This window comes from Streptomyces sp. NPDC032721 (assembly GCF_055579625.1).
In genome coordinates this window covers 188,396-209,296 of sequence record NZ_JBVIMX010000015.1, presented here as the reverse complement: position 1 = coordinate 209,296, position 20,901 = coordinate 188,396, and the positions used below count along the sequence as shown (strand labels likewise).

Here is a 20,901-nt window from a genome sequence, read left to right as displayed (position 1 = left end):
GCTCCGTACCTGTTCAGGTGCCTAGCTCTCGGCTTGCAAGACCATCGTGAGCGCTTCGTCCACGCGGTTGAACGCACTCAGCGCGCGTGCCACTTCGAGGTTGTGCCGGGTGCGTCGTTCGGTCGGCAGACCCGTTGTATCGATGCCGGGACCGAGATCCACGGCGATCTGCATGTCACCGAGTTCGCCGGCGGTCGCCACGCGGTGAATGTCTACGTTGGTCGGTCCGAACGCGGTCCATACATAGTTGGCGTCGTGCCCAAGGCTCTGGGCAGACCGGTCGGCCTCGGCTAGGAATTCCTGTGTCGTCTGCCGGTCATCCGCTCGCGCGGCTGCCATTGAGCCCGCAAGGAAGAGCGTCCCGTAGATCGACAGGAACTGCGGAGTGGCGTTGGTGAGTCCCGGGCGAAGGTAGTCGGACGCGTCGCTCACGAGCTGGACAGCGGCACCGTAGCGGCCGTTGGAAAGCAGGCAGTGGGCCACCGAGCGGAAGAGGGAACCGGTGACGACGATGTTCCCGGATTGCTGAGCTGCTGCGAGACCTCGATCGGCTGCGATCCACGCGAGATCCGTTTCCCCAAGTTTGGTGAGGACCATTGCGGCGCTTTGGTAGGTCATCGCGGTCAACTCGTATGCGCATTCGCGGTCATGGCCTTCGTGCGCTTGGCAAGCAATCAGGGCATCGGTCAACAGCAACGGGAGTCGACGGGTTGCAAACCCGTAGCGGGAGTCCTGGTAGGCATCCCAGACTTCGGCGACGTTCGATCGCAGTTCGTTCAGTGGAGTGGTCTCGCCCTCGGTCGGAACTCCGAGAATCGGCGTGAGCTGGCGATAGTTCATCAGCGCGGATCGCAGAGCAGGGACGGTTCGGGTGCCGCTTTCGTTCGTCCAGTCCATGAGTGTAGGTTCGGCGAGCAAGTCACCTAGGGAGACGTCCAACGCGTCGGCGAGCGTCTTGATCACCGACAAACGGTCCAGCTCCAGCCTGTTGTTCTCGGCCCTGCTGAGCCAATCGACCGTACGGCCGACCAAGCCGGCCAACACCTCCTGTGACAGGCCCCGCCTGCGGCGGTACCAGGCAACTCGTTCACCGATCGTCAGGTTCGTCGTCATTCCTCGCATGGGATGAGCTTCTCCCCGTCTCTACACGGGACCCCGGAGGATTTTTCCGGGGTGCTTCTGCGAACCGGTCCTAGCGTTATTGCCGACCGCAGGGCTGTTAGATCGAGTGTGGGGCAAGGGGGCCACCATCGTGTTGACCTTCGAAGAACGGTCGATGCTGGCTGAGCAAGTCGATCAACTTCGCGGAGAAGTATCAGCACTTGCCTGGCGAGCCGAGAGGGCGATCAACGCTCTTTCGACTGCTGCCGGACAAGGTCCTCAAGCTGCTCCATCCGTTCCGTCAGTCGACGTATGTCGCCCCTCACCTCGGTCAGGAACTGACTGATCTGTTCGAACTCTGGGCTGTGCTGGGTAGGAGCGGCGTCGCTCGGGAGCGCGGCGAAGCTGCCCTTGCCCTGGTGCGAGATCGCATACCCGTCTTCACGAAGGCGCGAGATCGCTTGGCGAGCGACTGTGCGTGAGACCTCGTGCAGAGCCATCAACGAGGACTCGGACGGCAGCTTGTCCCCTGAGGCCAGCTCACCGTTCCGGATCTTGTCTTTGAACTCATCGGCGATCTGCAAGTACGCCGGCTGCTTCCCGTTGAACTCGGCCATGGCCCCTCTTCGCGGTTGTTGTACCAAGTGCAGCACATGGCACCGACACGAGTCGAGACCAACCACTTGACACACCAAGTAAGACAGGTTCATCCTCGAAGAGACATGACGCACTAAGTGCGTCAAGTACTCGACCTAGGAGCGCGCAATGCGTCAGATTCCTGTGGACACGACCGCCGCGACCGTGATGGTGGCGAAGGCCCCTGAGGTGAAGGTGAAGGACCGTCGGACTGGTGAGCTCGCGACGGACACGCAGACCGGTGTGCAGCTCATGACCGTGAGCGTGTTGTTCGTGGCGAATGAGGAGACGGAGGTCATCGTGGTGACGGTGCCGCAGCCGGGTATCTCAGGTGAGATGGGCATGGGCACCTTGGTGGCGTTGACGGGTCTGGTGGCCCGGCCGTGGGAGAACGAGTTCGGTGGCCAGAAGCGGCACGGGATCGCGTTCCGGGCTGAGGCGGTCACCCCGCTGCACGCCCCGGCGACTTCGTCCGGCAAGGGCTGACCCCGATGACTGGGGGACAGGTCCTTTCGTTGATCGGCTTAGTGCTGATCGTGGCCGGGCTGGGTGTGCTGCGTTGGAAGCGGCCGGTCTGGTACTGGATCGGGTTCGGTTCGCTGGTGACGCTGGTCCGGATCCGGGTGTCGTACCGGTCGGTGATGGAGGCCTGTGGGCTGACCGAGCCGCCGTCCCGGTCCCGGTTGTGGGTGGCTGCGGTTTCCCGCCGGGAGCCTGCCCGGATGATGGCGAGTCTGCGCCGGGTGCGGATTACCCGCTGTGGGCTGGTGCTGCGGTTGCGGATGCGTCCGGGGCAGGAAGTTCGGGACTTCGACGCCGCGACGGAACGACTCCGTCATTCCTGGCGGGTCCACGGGGTCCACGTGCGGGCCCTGCAACCGGGCTTTCTGGAAGTGCGGTTGATCGGTTATGACGTGCTCCGCAAGGTCACCATGCCCCGCAATGCGGTGTCGGAGCTGCTGCGGGTGCCGGTGGCGCTGCGGGCGGACGGTGCTCCGCATTGGCGGGACTTCCGGGCCACCCCGCATGAACTCGTGGTCGGTGCCACCGAGTCGGGGAAGTCGGTCTACCTGCGGGGGCTGATCACTGGCCTTGCCTCGCAACGGGTCGCCCTGGTGGGCATTGACTGCAAGTGGGGTGTGGAGTTGGCCCCGTTCGCCCGCCGCCTGTCGGCGCTGGCTTGCACTCCGGAGGAAGCGGCAGAGCTCCTGGACGACCTGGTGGAGGAGATGACCGGCCGGTACGAACTGATCCGCGCTGCCCAGCACCTCCCCTCGGACGCACCTTTGGATGCGATCACCTCGGACATCTGGGGGCTGCCCGAGGACATTCGCCCGGTGCCTTTGGTGCTGGTCGTGGATGAGATCGCCGAACTGTTCCTGCTCAGCAGCAAAGCGGACGAGAAGCGCCGGGACCGCATGGTCACCCAACTCATCCGCCTGGCCCAGCTCGGACGGGCTGCGGGCATGTATCTGGAGATCTGCGGGCAACGTTTTGGGTCCGAACTCGGTACCGGTGCCACCGCGTTGCGAGCTCAGCTCTCTGGCCGGGTCGCCCACCGGGTAAACGATGAAGGCTCGGCGAAGATGGCCTTGGCGGACTTGAGCCTGCGCGCGGTCGGCGCCGCGACCTCGATCGCCACCACCCGGCCGGGCACGGCGGTGGTCGCCCTGTCCTCCGGCGGCTGGGCCCGCATCCGCTCGCCGTTCACCTCGCTGCCGGACGCCGTCGCGGCCTGCACCGCCCACGAGGGCATGACCCCGGACCTCCCCGCCCTGGCGGCCTTCCGCCCCACTCCGGCCCCGGCCGGTACCGCCGTCGAGTTGGCGCCAGACCCGGCCTGATCCACCCCTCGCTCTACGGTCGGCGCGACCGCTTCGCGCCGGGTCCCTACCCCGCCCATGCCCAAAACCCCGAAGGGAAGCGTCTGTCATGAGCAACCAGGAACACCCGGTCAACGACCAAATGCGCACCGCCGAACTCCGTCAGGGATTGACCAACTACCGCTACCAGGAAGGTGCGGACAAGCAATTCGCGGACGTGGTCGAACACGGACTGCACATCGGCCTGGACTACCCGCCTGCCGGGCGCGACTACCCGTCAACGGACTAGTGACCTGCCACGGCCACCGCCCGCAAACCCGCCGCGAAGAAGTCCGCACCCGTTGCGGAGCTGGTGCCGTGTGCGCCGTGCAAGGGCACCGGCGAGGTCTCCAAGCCTGTCCGGGTCGGCCGCAAGCGCCGTCCGGCCGGTGAGCAGACCGGTATGTGCCTGCGCTGCTGGGGCGCCGGAGAGCACGCCCCGCGCCAGTAGTTCCCCGTCGGTACCGGGCGGCCGGACCTTGTGAGCCCCGCCCGGCACCGGCCCCAACCCCCGCACCCGAAAGGGAGGTGAAAGGCCATGACCCGTCCCATGTTCCGGCCGGACGCTGTACTGATCCAAGCCGTGATCGCCGGTGCGTTGTCCTTCGCCCACCTGCACGACCTCGCCGCCGCTGCTGGACAAGATGGCTGGAAAGCCTGGGCCTATCCGATCAGCGTGGACTTGCTGCTGGTGGCTGCCTGGCGGCGGCTGCGTACGGGTGGTGCGTCCCGGCTGGCCTGGTCCTGGTTCCTGGTTGCGCTGGCTGCCTCGCTCGGGGCCAACGTCGCCACCGCCGGATTTCTCGACCTGGGGCACCCTCCGGCCTGGCTGCGGTTCGGCGTCGCCGGATGGCCCGCCCTCGCCTTCCTCGGTGGCACCCTGCTGGCACACAACCGGCCCACCCCGGCCGAGACGAACACCCCCGTGCCGGCACAAGCCCCGACGGTCACCACCTCTGACCCGCCAGGACACGAGGAACCCCTACCCCCGGAGCTGCCTCCGGCCGCCGCACCGGCCTCAGATCCGGTGGCCCCAGTGATCCCGGACGCGCTGATCACGTACGCCCGAAAGGTCGCTGCGGACCACCAGGCCCGCACCGGCACCTCGATTACCCCGGACGCCCTGCGCACCCGCCTGGGTGTTCCGGCTCCGATGGCCGACGCCATCAACGCCCAACTCACCTGAGAGGAAGCCCTGTTATGGCCCGCTACCGGTTCCGCGACACCACCCGAATCGGCCCCGTCCAGATCGGCACCTACATCGACCGCTACGGCCGGGAAGCCCACGCCGCCGCCTGCACCGCCCCCGGCTGCGACTGGTCCGCCGACTACCTCTCCCGCCCGGCCGCTGAACTCGCCGCCCGCGCACACCGGTGCAACCCCCGCTGAGTCCACAGGAGATCACCTCATGGACGTACCGCTCTGGCTCGCCGTGATTGTCGTCGGCTACCTCGGCATCAAGCTCACCCGCCCGCCGCTCTGGCTCATCGCCCTGCTCCTGCTCGGCGGCTTCCTCCTCGCGGACAGCTTCCTCGCCCCCGCGATCACCCCGTTCACCAAGTAACACCCACTTGAGAAGGAGAAGACCCGTGTTCAAGCCCCGCTACCCCACCCCGGACACCCCCGCCCTGACCGCCCACACCCCTGCCACACCCCCGGACACCACGGACCCGGCCCCTGCGCCGGTGGTGTCCGGTCCGGGACTGGCCGCGCATCTGCCGCGTTCGACCGGTGCCGTGATCGCTCTCGTCACCGGGGGCATCGGCGGGACTCTCGCGCTGGCCTCGGTTGCCGTCTCGCTGCTGCTGGCCGTCGCCGTGACCGCCGTCGCCCTGTCGGTATCTGGGCTGGTCGTGCTCTTCCTCGTCCGCACTCTCCGCAACGAGATCAACCACCACTGAACAGCCCCCGGGGCGGCCTCAACCGCCAAGTTTCCGCCGCCCCGGGCGCCTTCCACCTCCCAGATCACTGACCCGAAAGGCAGTCTCATCATGACGCACCGCCCCGGCCCCGTGGCACGACTCTGCCCGGACTGCGACGGCTTCTCTGTAGTCGCCATCACCACCGGCATCCGCCACCGCGACGGCACCCGTCACGTCGTCCCCGCCATCTGCCGGTCCTGCCACGGCACCGGCACTCGCTCCCACAGCACCGTTCGCCACGTGCACGTACCGGCCGGGAGGTGACGGTCATGGGACTCCTGAACTGGCGCTCGGGTGAGCACTACGACCACATCGGCGACTGCGCTTGTACCCAGTGCGGCAAGCCCACCCCACTGCGCTCGCACCGGGGCGAACCCGTTCACAAGGTCTGCGCAGAGAACTGGAACGACCACAACCCCGGCGCCCCGCGCACCGAGCACGAGGGCCGCGACCTGGGCACTGCGCGCAACCACTCCGACCGCCCGCACAAGAAGCGGACGGAGGACCACGCGTGAACGACACCAGCACCCTGGCGGGCCTGGACCCGATCACCCTGGGCGACATGCTCCGGGTGACCGGGGATCCGGGCTTCGACCGCTGGCAAGACCAGATCCGCCGCACCAGTGGATGCGCCGACCCGGTCCACCTGACTGGCTGGACGCTCACCAAGGACAAGGTGTCCGGAGAGACCCTGCACCACTACACGACCGAGGGTGAACCCGGCGGACGGTTACGGATCGCGTGCGGCAACCGGCGGGCCTCCCGCTGCCCCTCCTGCGCCTGGACCTACGCCGGGGACACCTACCACCTGATCCGCGCCGGACTCGTCGGCAACCCGGCCAAGGACATCCCCGCCACCGTCCGCGACCACCCCCGAGTCTTCGCCACTCTCACCGCCCCGTCTTTCGGCCCGGTCCACAACCGGCCCGGCCCCCGGCCCTGCCGCTGCGGCGTACGCCATGCCGATGACGACCCGGCCCTGGGCACGGCACTCAACCCGGGCACGTACGACTACGCCGGGGCCGTGCTCTTCAACAACCATGCTGGGAACCTGTGGCAGCGCTTCACCAACCGGCTGCGCCGCGAACTCGCTGCCCGTGGCGGCCTGACCCAACGAGAACTCTCCGAGCAACTGCGGCTCTCCTTCGGCAAGGTAGCTGAATTCCAGAAGCGCGGCGCCGTCCACTTTCACGCCGTAATCCGCCTCGACGGACCCAACGGGCCTGACTCCCCGCCGCCGTCCTGGGCCACCGTCGGCGTGCTGGACGACGCGATCCGGGCGGCTGCCGTGCACAGGTACACCTCCGTGTCCATACCGGCTGCCGACGACAACCCCGCCCGCACCTTCCGATGGGGCACCCAACTCGACGTACGCCCGATCCGCGCCTTCGACTCCGGGCAGGACCTCACAGAACAGGCGGTGGCCTCGTACGTCGCCAAGTACGCCACCAAGGCAGCCGAGACCACCGGCACCCTGGACCGCCGGATCGGCGAACTATCCGAACTTGACCGCCACGGTGTCCCGGACCATGCCCGCCGGCTGATCCAAGCCTGCAAGATTCTTGACCCGCTCTACCCGGACCGGCGGCTCTGGGCCTGGGCACACATGCTCGGTTTCCGCGGCCACTTCTCCTCGAAATCCCGCCACTACTCCACCACCCTCGGCGCCCTCCGACAGACCCGCGCCGACTACCGCGCCACCCAAGAGCACGCCGCACTCGGCCTCGACGAACGCGAGCCGGACACCGTGCTCGTCCTCGCCGACTGGCAGTACGCCGGCCATGGCCACACCCCTGGCGAATCCACCCTCGCCGCCACCATCGCCCGGACCATCCAGCTCAACCGCGACACCGCCCGCGAAGCACTCGCCGTACTACCCAACGAACAGGAGTGGTGACCATGGCTGAAGGAATGTTGACGGTGGCGGAGGCGGCCGTCCTGCTCGGTACCTGGAAGACCAGCGGCGAGCGGTTTCCCCGCCGCCTCGTTGCTGAGCGGCGCATCCGCTACGTCAAGGTCGGCTCACACGTGCGTATCCCGGAAAGCGCCATTGAGGAATTCCTCACGGCCCATACCGTCGAACCGGTCCGGCGCCGGCGTTCGGGCTACCGGAGGGCTGCTTGATGGCTAACAAGAAGGGAAAGCGCCGCCTCTTTGGATCGGTACGCAAGCTGCGGTCCGGGCGCTACCAGGCGCGCTATCTCGGGCCTGACGGACTTCTGCGCCCCGCGCCGCAGACCTTCGAAACAGCTCGGGACGCCGACGATTGGCTGTCAGAGACCCGCACGGAGATCCGACACGACCAGTGGATCGACCCGGACGCGGGAGCAGTGAACTTCGAGAAGTACGCCCGGACCTGGGTGGCCGAACGCGAGATCAGCGCGACCACCGAGGAGCTGTACTTGCGGTTGCTACGGCTGCATCTCGTACCCACCTTCGGGGACGCGGACTTGGACGAGATCACCGCGCCCGCGGTCCGTACCTGGCGGGCTGAGAGGAAGGGCGCCACTGGGGCCACCACAGTGGCCAAGACGTACAGGCTCTTGAAGGCCATCATGGAAACGGCTGTGGACGATGAGCTCATCCGCCGGAACCCCTGCCGCATCAAGGGCGCGGGCAAGGAATCAGCAGATGAGCGTCCCATCGCCACCGTGGCCCAGGTGGATGCTCTCGCGACTGCTCTGGGCGCGCGCTGGCGGCTGATGGTCTACATCGCTGCGTACGGTCCGGCTCGCCCCGAGGAGCAAGCCGGGATGCGGCGCTCGGACGTCGACCTGGACACGGTGGGCATCTGGGTACGGCGAGCTGAGCCGGAGCTGACCACCGGCCGGCGCGCCCCAGGGAAGACCAAGTCGAGGGCCGGTATGAGGTTTCTCGCTCTGCCCACCTTCTTGAGGCCGGAGCTGAAGGTGCATCTAGAGCTGTACGCGGAGAAGGCACCCGATGGGCTGCTGTTCGTGGGGGAGCGGGGCAAGCCGTTTCGGCGCTCCACCTTCGGGCGGAAGTGGCGCAAGGCCCGTGCGGACGTCGGGTTGCCGGAGGGTTTCCGCTTCTACGATCTCCGGCACACCGGGCACACCCTGTCTACCCGGGCCGGGGCGACGCTGAAAGACACGATGGTCCGCGCCGGCCAGTCCTCGGAGAAGGCCGCGATGATCTACCAGCACTCGGACCTGGAGCGGCAACGCGAGGTGGCCAAGAAGTTGGAGAAGGCGATTCGCAAGGCCCGCAAGAAGGCGGCACGCGAGGCAGCTCGCCAGGAAGGTGATCAAGCATCTGGCACGGATCTGGCGCGAGAGCCTTGATCCGGTCTAGACAACAACAAAGCCCCGGGCCGCTGGCCTGGGGCTTTCGTGTGGAGCGGGTGACGAGAATCGAACTCGCGCTCTGAGCTTGGGAAGCTCATGTTCTACCATTAAACTACACCCGCTTGAGCGGCCGTTGAGCTGTTGCCGCATCGTCGGACACTGTACCCCATGTCGGGATCCAGTTGTCCGGTGGTGGGGAAGTGGAGTGCGGAGTGCCGCTTGGAGTGAGGTCCTGTTTATCCCCTAATGTGGCAGCTTCGTCCACGCGTGGTTTGGGGAAGGGACTTGATGGATCGCACCGTCGTCCGCTGTGCCGAGGGGCACGTGTTCAGCACCTCTTCGTTCCCGTTGCAGCAGCTCGGAGCGGAGCGGATCGGGCCCGGGCGGCTCATTCGCTGTCCGCGATGTGCTCGGTTGAGGCATGCCGTGCCGGTGGGAGCGCCTAAGCAGTAGTAGGAAGTAGGCAGTAGCAGGGAGTGGTTTTTGGTGCGTGGGGCCGTCCGATTGGGGCGGGCCCACGCGCTCTGCGTATCCTCGGTGGGTGCTTCTCTCAGACAAGGACATCCGGGCCGAGATCGACGCCGGACGAGTACGTATTGATCCGTACGACGAATCCATGGTGCAGCCGTCGAGCATCGATGTGCGGCTGGACCGCTACTTCCGGGTGTTCGAGAACCACCGGTATCCGCACATCGACCCCGCCGTGGAGCAGGCCGACCTCACGCGGCTCGTCGAGCCGGAGGGGGACGAGGCGTTCATCCTGCACCCGGGTGAGTTCGTGCTCGCCTCGACGTACGAGACCATCACCCTGCCCGACAACCTCGCTTCGAGGCTGGAGGGAAAGAGCTCGCTGGGGCGGCTCGGGCTGGTGACGCATTCGACCGCGGGGTTTATCGACCCCGGGTTTTCCGGGCATGTGACGCTGGAGTTGTCGAATCTGGCGACCCTGCCCATCAAGCTGTGGCCCGGGATGAAGATCGGGCAGCTGTGTCTGTTCCAGCTCAGCTCGTCGGCGGAGTTTCCTTATGGATCCGAGCGGTACGGGTCCCGTTACCAGGGGCAGCGCGGGCCGACGGCCTCGCGGTCCTTCCTCAACTTCCATCGGACGCAGGTGTAACAGCGGTATGAGTGACGTACGAGAGAACCTGACGTACGACGGTTTCGGGCATGCGGTGCGCGAGCTGGCGCAGACGATCGCCGACGACGGTTACGAGCCGGACATCGTGCTCAGCATCGCGCGCGGCGGCGTCTTCGTGGCCGGTGGGCTGGCTTATGCGCTGGATGTGAAGAACATTCATCTGGTGAATGTGGAGTTCTACACCGGGGTCGGTACGACCCTGGAAATGCCCGTCATGCTCGCGCCGGTGCCGAATGTCATCGACTTCAGCAATAAGAAGGTGCTTATTGCTGATGACGTCGCCGATACCGGCAAGACGCTGAAGCTGGTGCACGACTTCTGCCTGGAGCACGTTGCCGAGGTGCGCAGCGCCGTCGTCTACGAGAAGTCGCATTCGCTCGTGAAGTGCGAGTACGTGTGGAAGCGGACCGACGAGTGGATCAATTTCCCCTGGTCCGTGGAGAAGCCGGTCGTGCGGCGCGCGGGGCAGGTTCTCGACTCCTGAGTGCTGAGTGCTGAGTGCTGAGTGGTCAGCGAGAAGGGCCCGGGTGAGTGGTTCTCGCCCGGGCCCTTCCGTGTGCCGTCAGCGCTAGATCGTGCCCAGCTTGATCAGCGACAGCAGTGCGACCAGCTGGATCGCCGACGCGCCCAGCGCCTTCGGCCACGGCAGGTCGTGGGACTTGCTGATCATCGAGGTGAACAGGGCGCCTGCGGCCAGCCAGGTCGCCCAGCCGATGATCTGGACCAGGTTGTTGTCACCGCCCAGGAAGAGCGCGAAGAGCAGGCGCGGGGCGTCCGTCATCGACATGATCAGCATCGACAGGCCGACGGTCGGCTGCCAGGAGCCGTCGCCGCCCAGCTGGCGGGCCAGCGTGTGGGTCACCACGCCGAGGACCAGGCCGCAGATGATCATCGCCACGGACGTGGTGAGCACATACGGAATGGCACTCGCGAAGGTCGAGTTGATCGTCTCCTCGCGTGCCTTGTCGAAGCCGAAGACCGCGAGCAGGCCGTAGAGGAACGTGATGATCAGGGCCGGGGCCCAGACCTGGTGGTCGCGCATCTGCAGGAACGTCGCGCCCGGGCGCAGCACGATCCCCGAGAGCAGCTGCTTCCAGTGCAGGCGGGGGCCCGGCGGCGGCGCCGGGGAGTTGCCGGCCCGGTAGGTGTTGCCGTCGCCGTACGGGTCCTCGTTGATGCTGAAGGCCTGGGTGTGACCCGGGTTGTTGGCGTACGGGTCGTGCTGCGGGCTCTGGCCGTACGGGGCCTGGCCGCCGCCCTGCGGGCCGTAGCCGCCCTGGTGGGGGTGCGGGTCGCCGAAGTACTCCGGTTCGTCGGAGCCGCCACCTCCGTATCCCCCTTGGCCACCGTGGCCGCCACCTCCGTACTGGGGGGCCTGCGGCCACTGCTGCTGGCCGTACGGGGGTGGAGGCGATGCCTGCTGTCCCCCGTACGGCTGCTGCTGCCGCTGCGGTTGCTGCTGCGTGCGGTTGTCCCGGCCGCGTCCGATCCTGAATCCAGCCACGCGAACGAACGTACCCGCTCCGGGTGGGCCCGTGGTCGGGGGACGGCGGAGCGGGGGCCTTTGCGGCCGACCTGTGACATCCCCTAGGGGAACCCCGGGGGGCTGTCAGGAGCGGGGTGAGGGGCCGACAACAGCCCGGAACGGCGAGAGCGGCCGGGCCCGCCCCGAAGGGAAGGTCCGGCCGCTCACGCGGCACGCGTGCGTGCGTACCTGCGTACCTGCGTACCTGCGTACGTACTTCTACTTCGCCGGCTCCGGCTCCGGCGCGTCCTCCGACGCCTCCTCGGCCGCCGGGTCCGCCGGGGTCTTGACCGAGTCGAGCAGCAGCTGCGCCACGTCGACCACCGTCAGCGACTCCTTGGCCTTGCCGTCGTTCTTCTTGCCGTTGACCGAGTCCGTGAGCATCACGAGGCAGAAGGGGCAGGCGGTGGAGACGATGTCCGGGTTCAACGAAAGGGCCTCGTCGACGCGCTCCGTGTTGATGCGCTTGCCGATCCGCTCCTCCATCCACATGCGCGCACCACCGGCGCCGCAGCAGAAGCCGCGCTCCTTGTGGCGGTGCATCTCCTGCTGGCGCAGGCCGGGGACGGCGGACATGATCTCGCGCGGGGGCGTGTAGACCTTGTTGTGCCGGCCCAGGTAGCAGGGGTCGTGGTACGTGATGAGGCCCTCGACCGGGGTCACCGGGACCAGCTTGCCCTCGTCGATGAGGTGCTGGAGCAGCTGCGTGTGGTGGATGACCTCGAACTCGCCGCCCAGCTGCGGGTACTCGTTCGCGATCGTGTTGAAGCAGTGCGGGCAGGTCGCGACGATCTTCTTCGACGACTTGGGCTTCTTGGTCGCCGGGTCGTCGTCGTCCTCGCCGTACGCCATGTTCAGCATCGCCACGTTCTCCGCGCCGAGCTGCTGGAAGAGCGGCTCGTTGCCGAGGCGGCGGGCCGAGTCACCGGTGCACTTCTCGTCGCCGCCCATGATCGCGAACTTGACGCCCGCCATGTGCAGCAGCTCCGCGAAGGCCTTGGTGGTCTTCTTGGCGCGGTCTTCGAGGGCGCCGGCGCAGCCGACCCAGTACAGGTACTCCACCTCGGTGAGGTCCTCGATCGTCTTGCCGACGATCGGCACCTCGAAGTCGACCTCCTTGGTCCACTCGACGCGCGCCTTCTTGGCGAGCCCCCAGGGGTTGCCCTTCTTCTCCAGGTTCTTGAGCATCGTCCCGGCCTCGGACGGGAAGGCGCTCTCGATCATCACCTGGTAGCGGCGCATGTCGACGATGTGGTCGATGTGCTCGATGTCCACCGGGCACTGCTCGACGCAGGCGCCGCAGGAGGTGCAGGACCACAGGACGTCGGGGTCGATGACGCCGTTCTCCTCGACGGTGCCGATGAGCGGACGCTCGGCCTCCGCGAGGGCTGCCGCCGGGACGTCCTTGAGCTGCTCGGGCGTGGCCTTCTCGTTGCCCTCCATGTCCTTGCCGCCGCCGGCCAGCAGGTACGGGGCCTTGGCGTGCGCGTGGTCGCGCAGGGACATGATCAGGAGCTTGGGGGAGAGCGGCTTGCCCGTGTTCCAGGCGGGGCACTGCGACTGGCAGCGGCCGCACTCGGTGCAGGTGGAGAAGTCGAGGATGCCTTTCCAGCTGAACTGCTCGACCTGGCTGACACCGAAGACGGCGTCCTCGGCCGGGTCCTCCCAGTCGATCTCCTTGCCGCCGCTGGTCATCGGCAGCAGTGCGCCGAGCGCGACGTCGCCGTCCGCCTTGCGCTTGAAGAAGATGTTCGGGAAGGCCAGGAAGCGGTGCCAGGCGACGCCCATGTCGGTCTTCAGCGCGACCGTGATCATCCAGGTGAAGGAGGTCGCGATCTTCACGCCCGCGAAGAGGTACGTGAGGTTCTGGAGCGTGGCGAGGTCCATGCCGCGGAACCAGGCCAGGACCGGGTACGAGATGAAGAACGACGCCTCGTAGGAGTCCACGTGGTGCTGGGCGCCCTCCAGGGCGTGCAGCGTGAAGATGCAGACGCCGACGATCAGGATGACCGTCTCGACGAAGTACGCCTGGCCGGTGTTGGAGCCCGCGAAACGGGACTTGCGGCCCGCCCCGCCGGGACGGTTCAGCTGCCGGATGACGATCAGGACCAGGATGCCGAGCACGGTCATCGTGCCCATGAACTCCACGTACATGTTGTACGGGGCCCAGTCGCCGATGACCGGCAGGATCCAGTCGGCCTTGAACAGCTGGCCGATGGCGTTGACGATCGTCAGCAGCAGCGTGAGGAAGCCCACCGCCACGAACCAGTGCGCGACTCCGACGACGCCCCACTTGTTCATCCGGGTGTGGCCGAGGAACTCCTTGGCCACGGTGACCGCGCGCTGCCACGGGTAGTCGGTGCGGGTACCGGCGGGTACGGGCTGGCCGAGCGTGACGAATCGGTAGATCTGGAAGATCGCACGGCCGAACAGCGCGACGCCGACTGCGATGAGGACAAGCGACACGATGATCGCGGCGAGTTGCATTTGGGGGCTCCTCGGGCCTGCGAGGGTGGGTATCGGGGGGCCTGGGGCGGGCCCGGGAGTCCCGGAACCTCAGGCTGATTACTAAGCGGTAACTTATCCAGTCGAGCTGAGAGTACCCACTTATGCCGTCGCACAGTATCTACGCGGGCGGTGATCTGCGTCGCTCAGGCAACCCTCAGTGACGATCATTACGTCGCCCCGATGTCCGCCCCGGGTGCGGTGCGGTGCGGTCAGCGGGGCGCCCGCGCGGTCAGGGCCGCGGGGACCGTGCGGGCCAGGATGCCCAGGTCGACGGCGAGGCAGTGCGTGTCCACGTACTCCAGATCGAGCAGCACCATCTCGTCCCAGGGGAGATCGGAGCGTCCGCCGACCTGCCACAGGCCCGTGATGCCGGGGCGGACCTCCAGCCGGCCCCGGGCCAGGCCCGTGCGGCCGGAGTCCTCGACGGGCAGCGGGCGGGGGCCGACGAGGGACATCTCGCCGCGGACGACGTTGACCAGCTGGGGGAGTTCGTCGAGGGCGAGGCGGCGGAGCAGGCGGCCGACCGGGGTGACGCGGTCGGCAGTGGCCGTGTGCGCGACGGTGCGGAAGCTGAGCATGCCGAAGGGCTCGCCGCCCAGACCTGCCCGGGGCCGGCGGAGGATCGGGTCGCCGGGGGAGGTGAGGGCGACGGCTGCGAAGGCTGTTGCCAGTACCGGTGAGAGGAGGGCCAGGAGCAGCAGGCCGCCCGCCAGATCCAGGGCGCGTTTCGTGGACAGGTAGCGCATCTCCCGCATGTGCCGCATCCTTTCGTGGGATCTTTGTCCGACTTCGTACAAATAGTCGGGTTTGTGGATAGGACTCTCGCACGATGAGTGCCGGTCGAGGGGTGTGCCACGCGTGCTGCTCGGCCGTGCGGCGTTCCGTCGGACAGTGCAGGGCAGAGGTCGGAGAGGTGGTTGTGGCATGCGTGCCGTGGTGACAGGAGGGGCCGGACTCATCGGCTCCCACGACGCGCTGGTACGGGGGGCCTGAGGGGTGGGGAAGATGCCGAAACCGTCCGTGCCCGCCCCGCTGGCCGCGTTCGCCGCCCGGTTGTGGGCCCGGCGCACCCTCAAGCTGATCGGTGCCGGCCTCGCCGTGATCGTCGGGCTCACCGCCGTCGCGGGCTGGCTCGCGTACCGGAAGATCGACGGCAACATCCGTACCGACGAGGCGACCGCCGCCGCCCTCGCCAGGTTCGGCGCCGAGCGGCCGACCCGGGCCCCCGGCCGGGCCCAGAACATCCTGCTGCTCGGCTCCGACTACCGGGAGGCGGCGGGCAGCGAGCGCTCGGACACCGTGATGCTCCTGCACCTGGCCGCCGACCGGAAGCGCGCCGAGGTGCTGAGCGTGCCGCGCGACCTGCGGGTGGACATGCCGAGCTGTCTGCGGCCCGACGGCAGCCACAGCCTGGAGCAGAACGCCCAGTTCAACTGGGCGTTCCAGTTCGGCGGCGCGGCCTGCACCATCCGTACGCTGGAGAAGCTCACCGGCATCCGGATCGACCACCACCTGACCGTCGACTTCAAGGGCTTCACGAAGATCATCAACGCGGTGGGCGGCGTCGAGGTCGACCTCAAGAAGCCCGAGCACGACCCCAACGTCGGACTCGACCTCTCCGCCGGACGCCACGTCCTCAAGGGCGAGACCGCACTGAGCTACGTCCGGGCCAGGCAGTACGTCGGCGACGGCAGCGACCTCAACCGGATCAGCCGCCAGCAGGACTTCGTCAACCGGCTCGCCACCAAGATCCGCAGCGACGGCACCCTCACCAACCCGGCCCGGCTCTACCCCGTGCTCGACGCGGCCACGTCCGCACTGACCGCCGACTCCGGACTCGACTCGCTCGGCGAGCTGTACGACGTCGTGCACAGCCTCCAGGAACTGCCGCCCGGGGCACTCACCTTCACGACGCTGCCGCACCACCAGGCGCCGGACCACTGGTACCGGCTCGACCTCGAACAGCCGGAAGCGCGGCGGGTGTTCGACGCGGTGAAGAAGGACGAGCCGGTGCTCGCCGCCCTCAAGGCGGCCGAGAAGGAGCCGGAGGAAGAGCCGGCGGCTCCCGAGTTCGAGCCGGTCCACGACGAGTACGAGTAGCTGCGAGTGGCTGGCGACGACTGGGTACTGGCGACGAGTGGCGGCCAGGCGCGCACGTAAGTGCAGGTCAGGGCCTCGATGCGCAGTGTATGAGCGAGATAAGAGCCGAAGAGTTGAGTCCCCTCCACTCAGCTCTGTTGACGGAGTGGGCCATGTGATGCATCCTTGAGCCAGTTCCACTCAAGTACGTATCTGGAGGATTTGAAATGGCACGTGCGGTCGGCATCGACCTGGGCACGACTAACTCCGTCGTCAGCGTTCTCGAAGGCGGCGAGCCCACCGTCATCACCAACGCCGAAGGCGCCAGGACCACGCCGTCCGTCGTCGCCTTCGCGAAGAACGGCGAGGTCCTCGTAGGTGAGGTCGCCAAGCGCCAGGCGGTCACCAACGTCGACAGGACGATCCGTTCGGTCAAGCGCCACATGGGCACTGACTGGAACATCGAGATCGACGGCAAGAAGTTCAACCCGCAGCAGATGAGCGCCTTCATCCTGCAGAAGCTGAAGCGGGACGCCGAGTCCTACCTGGGCGAGAAGGTGGCCGACGCGGTCATCACCGTCCCGGCGTACTTCAACGACTCCGAGCGTCAGGCGACCAAGGAGGCCGGTGAGATCGCGGGCCTCAACGTCCTGCGCATCGTCAACGAGCCGACCGCCGCAGCCCTGGCGTACGGCCTCGACAAGGACGACCAGACCATCCTGGTCTTCGACCTCGGTGGCGGTACGTTCGACGTTTCGCTCCTTGAGATCGGTGACGGCGTCGTCGAGGTCAAGGCGACCAACGGTGACAACCACCTCGGTGGTGACGACTGGGACCAGCGCGTCGTCGACTACCTGGTGAAGCAGTTCCAGGGCAACCACGGTGTGGACCTGGGCAAGGACAAGATGGCTCTCCAGCGTCTCCGCGAGGCCGCGGAGAAGGCGAAGATCGAGCTGTCGTCCTCCACCGAGACGTCGATCAACCTCCCGTACATCACGGCGTCCGCCGAGGGCCCGCTGCACCTGGACGAGAAGCTCACGCGCTCGCAGTTCCAGCAGCTGACCAGTGACCTGCTGGAGCGCTGCAAGACGCCGTTCCACAACGTCATCAAGGACGCGGGCATCGCGCTCTCCGAGATCGACCACGTCGTTCTCGTCGGTGGCTCGACCCGTATGCCGGCCGTGGCCGAGCTCGTCAAGGAGCTCACCGGCGGCCGTGACGCCAACAAGGGCGTCAACCCGGACGAGGTCGTCGCCATCGGCGCCTCGCTCCAGGCGGGTGTCCTGAAGGGCGAGGTCAAGGACGTACTGCTCCTTGACGTCACCCCGCTGTCCCTGGGTATCGAGACCAAGGGAGGGATCATGACCAAGCTCATCGAGCGCAACACCACGATCCCGACCAAGCGCTCCGAGATCTTCACGACGGCCGAGGACAACCAGCCGTCCGTGCAGATCCAGGTCTACCAGGGCGAGCGCGAGATCGCGGCGTACAACAAGAAGCTCGGGATGTTCGAGCTGACCGGTCTGCCGCCGGCCCCGCGCGGCGTGCCGCAGATCGAGGTCGCCTTCGACATCGACGCCAACGGCATCATGCACGTGGCCGCGAAGGACCTCGGCACCGGCAAGGAGCAGAAGATGACCGTCACCGGTGGCTCCTCGCTGCCGAAGGACGAGGTCAACCGGATGCGCGAAGAGGCCGAGCAGTACGCGGACGAGGACCACAAGCGCCGCGAGGCCGCCGAGACCCGCAACCAGGCCGAGCAGCTCGTGTACCAGACGGAGAAGTTCCTGAAGGACAACGAGGAGAAGGTCCCGGCCGACGTCAAGACCGAGGTCGAGACCGCCGTCACCGAGCTGAAGGAAAAGCTCAAGGGCGAGGACACCGCTGAGATCCGTACGGCCACCGAGAAGGTCGCCGCCGTTTCCCAGAAGCTCGGCCAGGCCATGTACGCCGACGCCCAGGGCGCGCAGGCCGCGGGCGAGGGTGCCCCGGGTGCCGAGGGTGCGGCCCAGGGCCAGCCCGAGGACGACGTCGTCGACGCCGAGATCGTCGACGACGAGAAGGACAAGAAGGGCGGCGCTGCCTGATGCCCGAGGAGACACCGGGCTTCGACGAGAAGCCCGACGTCTCTCCCGGCACGGACGACGCCGAGCCGAAGGCTGCTGAGTCCTCCTCCAAGGAGGAGGGCTCGGCAGCCCCGGCCGGGGACGCGAGTGCCGCGGAGGACGTCGCACTGACGGCCCAGCTGGACCAGGCCAAGATGGCGCTCGCCGAGCGCACGGCCGACCTCCAGCGGCTCCAGGCCGAGTACCAGAACTACCGTCGCCGCGTGGAGCGGGACCGGGTCACGGTCAAGGAGATCGCCGCGGCGAACCTCGTGACCGAGCTCCTCCCGACGCTCGACGACATCGGCCGCGCCCGGGAGCACGGCGAGCTGGTCGGCGGCTTCAAGTCGGTGGCCGAATCGCTGGAGACGGTGGCCGCGAAGATGGGCCTCATGCAGTTCGGCAAGGAGGGCGAGCCCTTCGACCCGACGATCCACGAAGCCCTGATGCACTCGTACGCGCCGGACGTCACCGAGACGACCTGCGTGGCGATCCTGCAGCCCGGCTACCGGATCGGCGAGCGTACGATCCGCCCCGCCAGGGTCGCGGTGGCCGAGCCCCAGCCGGGGGCCGCGGCCGAGAAGTCGGAAGACTCCGATGACAAGGAGAGCGGTGACCCCGAGAAGGGGTAGTGCCGCACTCGGGATCATGGGTCCGAGAGGAGGGACGTCGAGGAAATGAGCACGAAGGACTTCGTCGAGAAGGACTACTACAAGGTTCTCGGCGTCCCCAAGGACGCCACCGAGGCCGAGATCAAGAAGGCGTACCGGAAGCTCGCCCGCGAGTTCCACCCGGACGCGAACAAGGGCAACACCGAGGCCGAGGAGCGCTTCAAGGAGATCTCCGAGGCGAACGACGTCCTCGGTGACGCCAAGAAGCGCAAGGAGTACGACGAGGCCCGCGCGCTCTTCGGGAACGGCGGCTTCCGCCCCGGTCCCGGTGCGGCGGGCGGCGGCTCGTTCAACTTCGACCTGGGCGACCTCTTCGGCGGCGCCCAGGGCGGCTCCACCCAGACCGGCGGCTTCGGCGGCGGCATAGGGGACGTCTTCGGCGGCCTCTTCAACCGGGGCGGTACGGGTGCGCGCACCCAGCCCCGGCGCGGCCAGGACATCGAGTCCGAGGTCACCCTCAGCTTCACCGAGGCGGTCGACGGCGCGACGGTACCCCTGCGCATGTCCTCCCAGGCAGCTTGCAAGGCCTGCTCCGGCACCGGCGACAAGAACGGCACGCCCCGCGTGTGCCCGACCTGCGTCGGCACGGGACAGGTCTCGCGGGGCGGCGGCGGAGGCTTCTCCCTCACCGACCCCTGCGTCGACTGCAAGGGCCGCGGCCTCATCGCCGAGACCCCCTGCGACATCTGCAAGGGTTCGGGCCGCGCCAAGTCGTCCCGCACCATGCAGGTCCGCATCCCGGCCGGGGTGACGGACGGCCAGCGCATCCGCCTCCGCGGCAAGGGCACCCCGGGCGAGCGCGGCGGCCCGGCCGGCGACCTCTACGTCGTCGTCCATGTCGACGCCCACCCGGTCTTCGGCCGCAAGGGCGACAACCTCACCGTCACGGTCCCCGTCACCTTCGTGGAGGCGGCCCTCGGCGGCGAGGTGAAGGTGCCCACCCTGGGCGGCCCTGCGGTCACCCTGAAGGTGCCCGCGGGAACGGCCAACGGCCTCACCATGCGGGCCCGCGGCAAGGGAGCCGTGCGCAAGGACGGCACCCGGGGCGATCTGCTCGTCACGATCGCGGTCGACGTACCGAAGCAGCTCAACGACAAGGCCAGGGAAGCCCTGGAGAACTACCGTGCGGCCACCGAGGACGAGAATCCGCGGGCCGCACTCTTCCAGGACGCGAAGGGAGCGTAGGAGAGCGATGGACGGCCGACGACGCACCAATCCTTATGAGTTGACCGACGAGTCTCCGGTGTACGTCATCTCGGTCGCCGCTCAGCTCTCCGGTCTGCACCCGCAGACCCTCCGCCAGTACGACCGCCTCGGCCTGGTCTCCCCGGACCGCACGGCCGGGCGCGGCCGGCGCTACTCGGCCCGCGACATCGAACTGCTGCGCACCGTCCAGCAGTTGTCGCAGGACGAGGGCATCAACCTGGCCGGCATCAAGCGCATCATCGAGCTGGAGAACCAGGTCGCCGCTCTCCAGTCCCGCGTCGCCGAACTCGCGGCGGCCGTGGACGGCGCGGCGGCCCAGCTCCAGCAACGCGAGGCCCAGGTCCACGCCTCGTACCGCCGCGACCTGGTCCCGTACCAGGACGTCCACCAGGCGAGCGCGCTGGTGGTGTGGCGGCCGAGGAAGGCGGGGGAGTAGGCCAGTTGTACCGAAGGGGCCGGGAGGACGTGACGTCCTCCCGGCCCCTTCGCGTGTGCGCGGTGTGCCTAGCAGTAGTCGAGGTACGCGGTGTGGATCCAGACGCCGGTGGGGCCGCCCCAGAGGTCGCCCATGACCCAGTTGCCCTGCGTGCCGCGGTACTCCAGGTTCTGGCCTCGGTTGACCTTGCCGAGGACCGGGTACTCGGGGCCGGGGCCGCCGCGGAAGTTGACGTCGTTGTCGTTCACGGTGCAGACGTGGTTGATCTTCTGTGCGGCGGGGGCGGCGGCCGGTGCGGCAGTCGCGCTGGTGGCTCCCGTGAGTGCGCACAGGGCGGCGGCGGTGACGACGGCGACGCCGATCTTTCGAATCATTCGGACAGCTCCTTCGGGTACAGCCATTCG

26 protein-coding genes and 1 tRNA gene are annotated in these 20,901 nt (G+C 67.7%); 20 read left to right on the top strand and 7 right to left on the bottom strand.

The window, feature by feature from the left end; genetic code table 11:
* Positions 1-21: 21 nt before the first annotated feature.
* Positions 22-1,113 carry a helix-turn-helix domain-containing protein gene (locus tag ACZ5PB_RS29545; RefSeq protein WP_468695250.1) on the bottom strand — a complete coding sequence of 364 codons (1,092 nt, stop codon included), beginning with the start codon at positions 1,111-1,113 and terminating at the stop codon, positions 22-24.
* A gap of 233 nt (positions 1,114-1,346) precedes the next feature.
* Complete coding sequence (locus ACZ5PB_RS29540; RefSeq protein WP_468695248.1) at positions 1,347-1,718, bottom strand: winged helix-turn-helix domain-containing protein; 372 nt, start codon at positions 1,716-1,718, stop codon at positions 1,347-1,349.
* Positions 1,719-1,866: 148 nt separating this feature from the next.
* Here ACZ5PB_RS29540 and ACZ5PB_RS29535 point away from each other — a divergent pair, with 148 nt between their 5' ends.
* From ACZ5PB_RS29535 to ACZ5PB_RS29480, 12 genes are all read left to right on the top strand, one after another.
* On the top strand, positions 1,867-2,223 hold the full coding sequence (locus tag ACZ5PB_RS29535) for an SCO3933 family regulatory protein (RefSeq protein WP_468695246.1): 357 nt from the start codon (positions 1,867-1,869) through the stop codon (positions 2,221-2,223).
* 5 nt (positions 2,224-2,228) lie between these two features.
* Positions 2,229-3,581: an FtsK/SpoIIIE domain-containing protein gene (locus tag ACZ5PB_RS29530; RefSeq protein WP_468695244.1), complete on the top strand. Its 1,353-nt coding sequence runs from the start codon at positions 2,229-2,231 to the stop codon at positions 3,579-3,581.
* An 88-nt stretch (positions 3,582-3,669) separates the two neighbouring features.
* Complete coding sequence (locus tag ACZ5PB_RS29525) at positions 3,670-3,849, top strand: hypothetical protein (RefSeq protein ID WP_468695243.1); 180 nt, start codon at positions 3,670-3,672, stop codon at positions 3,847-3,849.
* 288 nt (positions 3,850-4,137) lie between these two features.
* A complete protein-coding gene (locus ACZ5PB_RS29520; RefSeq protein ID WP_468695242.1) occupies positions 4,138-4,785 on the top strand; it encodes a DUF2637 domain-containing protein in 648 nt (215 codons plus the stop codon).
* Between the two features lie 14 nt (positions 4,786-4,799).
* Positions 4,800-4,988 (top strand): mobile element transfer protein, encoded by a 189-nt coding sequence (locus tag ACZ5PB_RS29515; protein ID WP_468695240.1) that lies wholly within the window; start codon positions 4,800-4,802, stop codon positions 4,986-4,988.
* A gap of 19 nt (positions 4,989-5,007) precedes the next feature.
* Positions 5,008-5,163, top strand: a complete 156-nt coding sequence (locus tag ACZ5PB_RS29510) for a hypothetical protein (protein ID WP_468695238.1) — start codon at positions 5,008-5,010, stop codon at positions 5,161-5,163.
* 25 nt (positions 5,164-5,188) lie between these two features.
* Entirely contained in the window at positions 5,189-5,500 is a 312-nt protein-coding gene (locus ACZ5PB_RS29505) for a SpdD protein (RefSeq protein ID WP_468695236.1), read from the top strand.
* Positions 5,501-5,590: 90 nt separating this feature from the next.
* Positions 5,591-5,785 (top strand): hypothetical protein, encoded by a 195-nt coding sequence (locus tag ACZ5PB_RS29500; RefSeq protein WP_468695234.1) that lies wholly within the window; start codon positions 5,591-5,593, stop codon positions 5,783-5,785.
* 5 nt (positions 5,786-5,790) lie between these two features.
* On the top strand, positions 5,791-6,036 hold the full coding sequence (locus ACZ5PB_RS29495) for a hypothetical protein (RefSeq protein WP_468695232.1): 246 nt from the start codon (positions 5,791-5,793) through the stop codon (positions 6,034-6,036).
* 47 nt (positions 6,037-6,083) lie between these two features.
* Positions 6,084-7,418, top strand: coding sequence for a replication initiator protein RepSA (repSA, locus tag ACZ5PB_RS29490; RefSeq protein ID WP_468695318.1), 1,335 nt, complete (start codon positions 6,084-6,086; stop codon positions 7,416-7,418).
* A 2-nt stretch (positions 7,419-7,420) separates the two neighbouring features.
* Positions 7,421-7,645, top strand: coding sequence for an excisionase family DNA-binding protein (locus ACZ5PB_RS29485; protein ID WP_468695231.1), 225 nt, complete (start codon positions 7,421-7,423; stop codon positions 7,643-7,645).
* Positions 7,645-8,826: a tyrosine-type recombinase/integrase gene (locus tag ACZ5PB_RS29480; RefSeq protein ID WP_468695229.1), complete on the top strand. Its 1,182-nt coding sequence runs from the start codon at positions 7,645-7,647 to the stop codon at positions 8,824-8,826. The genes ACZ5PB_RS29485 and ACZ5PB_RS29480 overlap by 1 nt, the downstream gene beginning before the upstream one ends.
* A 51-nt stretch (positions 8,827-8,877) precedes the next feature.
* On the opposite strand, the gene ACZ5PB_RS29475 is transcribed toward ACZ5PB_RS29480, so the two are convergent.
* Positions 8,878-8,951, bottom strand: a tRNA-Gly gene (locus ACZ5PB_RS29475).
* Between the two features lie 124 nt (positions 8,952-9,075).
* On the opposite strand from ACZ5PB_RS29475, the gene ACZ5PB_RS29470 reads away from it, so the two are divergent.
* From ACZ5PB_RS29470 to ACZ5PB_RS29460, 3 genes are all read left to right on the top strand, one after another.
* Positions 9,076-9,282 (top strand): hypothetical protein, encoded by a 207-nt coding sequence (locus tag ACZ5PB_RS29470; protein ID WP_468695227.1) that lies wholly within the window; start codon positions 9,076-9,078, stop codon positions 9,280-9,282.
* Between the two features lie 88 nt (positions 9,283-9,370).
* Positions 9,371-9,946, top strand: a complete 576-nt coding sequence (dcd, locus tag ACZ5PB_RS29465) for a dCTP deaminase (protein WP_468695226.1) — start codon at positions 9,371-9,373, stop codon at positions 9,944-9,946.
* 7 nt (positions 9,947-9,953) lie between these two features.
* On the top strand, positions 9,954-10,451 hold the full coding sequence (locus tag ACZ5PB_RS29460) for a phosphoribosyltransferase (RefSeq protein WP_468695224.1): 498 nt from the start codon (positions 9,954-9,956) through the stop codon (positions 10,449-10,451).
* Between the two features lie 84 nt (positions 10,452-10,535).
* On the opposite strand, the gene ACZ5PB_RS29455 is transcribed toward ACZ5PB_RS29460, so the two are convergent.
* The 3 genes from ACZ5PB_RS29455 to ACZ5PB_RS29445 all read right to left on the bottom strand — a co-directional run bounded on the left by ACZ5PB_RS29455 (position 10,536) and on the right by ACZ5PB_RS29445 (position 14,755).
* A complete protein-coding gene (locus ACZ5PB_RS29455; RefSeq protein WP_468695223.1) occupies positions 10,536-11,471 on the bottom strand; it encodes a Yip1 family protein in 936 nt (311 codons plus the stop codon).
* 240 nt (positions 11,472-11,711) lie between these two features.
* A complete protein-coding gene (locus ACZ5PB_RS29450; protein ID WP_468695221.1) occupies positions 11,712-13,979 on the bottom strand; it encodes a (Fe-S)-binding protein in 2,268 nt (755 codons plus the stop codon).
* A 230-nt stretch (positions 13,980-14,209) separates the two neighbouring features.
* Positions 14,210-14,755: a sugar transferase gene (locus ACZ5PB_RS29445; RefSeq protein WP_468695220.1), complete on the bottom strand. Its 546-nt coding sequence runs from the start codon at positions 14,753-14,755 to the stop codon at positions 14,210-14,212.
* Positions 14,756-15,005: 250 nt separating this feature from the next.
* Here ACZ5PB_RS29445 and ACZ5PB_RS29440 point away from each other — a divergent pair, with 250 nt between their 5' ends.
* From ACZ5PB_RS29440 to ACZ5PB_RS29420, 5 genes are all read left to right on the top strand, one after another.
* Positions 15,006-16,100: an LCP family protein gene (locus ACZ5PB_RS29440; RefSeq protein ID WP_468695218.1), complete on the top strand. Its 1,095-nt coding sequence runs from the start codon at positions 15,006-15,008 to the stop codon at positions 16,098-16,100.
* A 206-nt stretch (positions 16,101-16,306) separates the two neighbouring features.
* On the top strand, positions 16,307-18,166 hold the full coding sequence (gene dnaK, locus ACZ5PB_RS29435) for a molecular chaperone DnaK (RefSeq protein ID WP_468695217.1): 1,860 nt from the start codon (positions 16,307-16,309) through the stop codon (positions 18,164-18,166).
* Positions 18,166-18,816 carry a nucleotide exchange factor GrpE gene (gene grpE, locus ACZ5PB_RS29430; protein WP_468695215.1) on the top strand — a complete coding sequence of 217 codons (651 nt, stop codon included), beginning with the start codon at positions 18,166-18,168 and terminating at the stop codon, positions 18,814-18,816. Before dnaK ends, grpE begins: the two co-directional genes overlap by 1 nt.
* 45 nt (positions 18,817-18,861) lie before the next feature.
* On the top strand, positions 18,862-20,040 hold the full coding sequence (dnaJ, locus tag ACZ5PB_RS29425) for a molecular chaperone DnaJ (protein ID WP_468695213.1): 1,179 nt from the start codon (positions 18,862-18,864) through the stop codon (positions 20,038-20,040).
* A 7-nt stretch (positions 20,041-20,047) separates the two neighbouring features.
* Entirely contained in the window at positions 20,048-20,497 is a 450-nt protein-coding gene (locus tag ACZ5PB_RS29420; RefSeq protein ID WP_468695211.1) for a heat shock protein transcriptional repressor HspR, read from the top strand.
* A 68-nt stretch (positions 20,498-20,565) separates the two neighbouring features.
* Here the strand turns inward: ACZ5PB_RS29420 and ACZ5PB_RS29415 are convergent, their stop codons facing one another.
* Positions 20,566-20,871 carry an SH3 domain-containing protein gene (locus tag ACZ5PB_RS29415; RefSeq protein ID WP_468695209.1) on the bottom strand — a complete coding sequence of 102 codons (306 nt, stop codon included), beginning with the start codon at positions 20,869-20,871 and terminating at the stop codon, positions 20,566-20,568.
* Between the last annotated feature and the right edge of the window lie 30 nt (positions 20,872-20,901).

Bases quoted from the DNA above. Each gene is read 5' to 3' on its own strand.
- ACZ5PB_RS29545 (WP_468695250.1), bottom strand. From the start codon at position 1,113: ATGACGACGAACCTGACGATCGGTGAACGAGTTGCCTGGTACCGCCGC.
- ACZ5PB_RS29540 (WP_468695248.1), bottom strand. From the start codon at position 1,718: ATGGCCGAGTTCAACGGGAAGCAGCCGGCGTACTTGCAGATCGCCGAT.
- ACZ5PB_RS29535 (WP_468695246.1), top strand. From the start codon at position 1,867: ATGCGTCAGATTCCTGTGGACACGACCGCCGCGACCGTGATGGTGGCG.
- ACZ5PB_RS29530 (WP_468695244.1), top strand. From the start codon at position 2,229: ATGACTGGGGGACAGGTCCTTTCGTTGATCGGCTTAGTGCTGATCGTG.
- ACZ5PB_RS29525 (WP_468695243.1), top strand. From the start codon at position 3,670: ATGAGCAACCAGGAACACCCGGTCAACGACCAAATGCGCACCGCCGAA.
- ACZ5PB_RS29520 (WP_468695242.1), top strand. From the start codon at position 4,138: ATGACCCGTCCCATGTTCCGGCCGGACGCTGTACTGATCCAAGCCGTG.
- ACZ5PB_RS29515 (WP_468695240.1), top strand. From the start codon at position 4,800: ATGGCCCGCTACCGGTTCCGCGACACCACCCGAATCGGCCCCGTCCAG.
- ACZ5PB_RS29510 (WP_468695238.1), top strand. From the start codon at position 5,008: ATGGACGTACCGCTCTGGCTCGCCGTGATTGTCGTCGGCTACCTCGGC.
- ACZ5PB_RS29500 (WP_468695234.1), top strand. From the start codon at position 5,591: ATGACGCACCGCCCCGGCCCCGTGGCACGACTCTGCCCGGACTGCGAC.
- ACZ5PB_RS29495 (WP_468695232.1), top strand. From the start codon at position 5,791: ATGGGACTCCTGAACTGGCGCTCGGGTGAGCACTACGACCACATCGGC.
- repSA (WP_468695318.1), top strand. From the start codon at position 6,084: ATGCTCCGGGTGACCGGGGATCCGGGCTTCGACCGCTGGCAAGACCAG.
- ACZ5PB_RS29485 (WP_468695231.1), top strand. From the start codon at position 7,421: ATGGCTGAAGGAATGTTGACGGTGGCGGAGGCGGCCGTCCTGCTCGGT.
- ACZ5PB_RS29480 (WP_468695229.1), top strand. From the start codon at position 7,645: ATGGCTAACAAGAAGGGAAAGCGCCGCCTCTTTGGATCGGTACGCAAG.
- ACZ5PB_RS29470 (WP_468695227.1), top strand. From the start codon at position 9,076: ATGTGGCAGCTTCGTCCACGCGTGGTTTGGGGAAGGGACTTGATGGAT.
- ACZ5PB_RS29460 (WP_468695224.1), top strand. From the start codon at position 9,954: ATGAGTGACGTACGAGAGAACCTGACGTACGACGGTTTCGGGCATGCG.
- ACZ5PB_RS29450 (WP_468695221.1), bottom strand. From the start codon at position 13,979: ATGCAACTCGCCGCGATCATCGTGTCGCTTGTCCTCATCGCAGTCGGC.
- ACZ5PB_RS29445 (WP_468695220.1), bottom strand. From the start codon at position 14,755: ATGCGGGAGATGCGCTACCTGTCCACGAAACGCGCCCTGGATCTGGCG.
- ACZ5PB_RS29440 (WP_468695218.1), top strand. From the start codon at position 15,006: ATGCCGAAACCGTCCGTGCCCGCCCCGCTGGCCGCGTTCGCCGCCCGG.
- dnaK (WP_468695217.1), top strand. From the start codon at position 16,307: ATGGCACGTGCGGTCGGCATCGACCTGGGCACGACTAACTCCGTCGTC.
- grpE (WP_468695215.1), top strand. From the start codon at position 18,166: ATGCCCGAGGAGACACCGGGCTTCGACGAGAAGCCCGACGTCTCTCCC.
- dnaJ (WP_468695213.1), top strand. From the start codon at position 18,862: ATGAGCACGAAGGACTTCGTCGAGAAGGACTACTACAAGGTTCTCGGC.
- ACZ5PB_RS29420 (WP_468695211.1), top strand. From the start codon at position 20,048: ATGGACGGCCGACGACGCACCAATCCTTATGAGTTGACCGACGAGTCT.
- ACZ5PB_RS29415 (WP_468695209.1), bottom strand. From the start codon at position 20,871: ATGATTCGAAAGATCGGCGTCGCCGTCGTCACCGCCGCCGCCCTGTGC.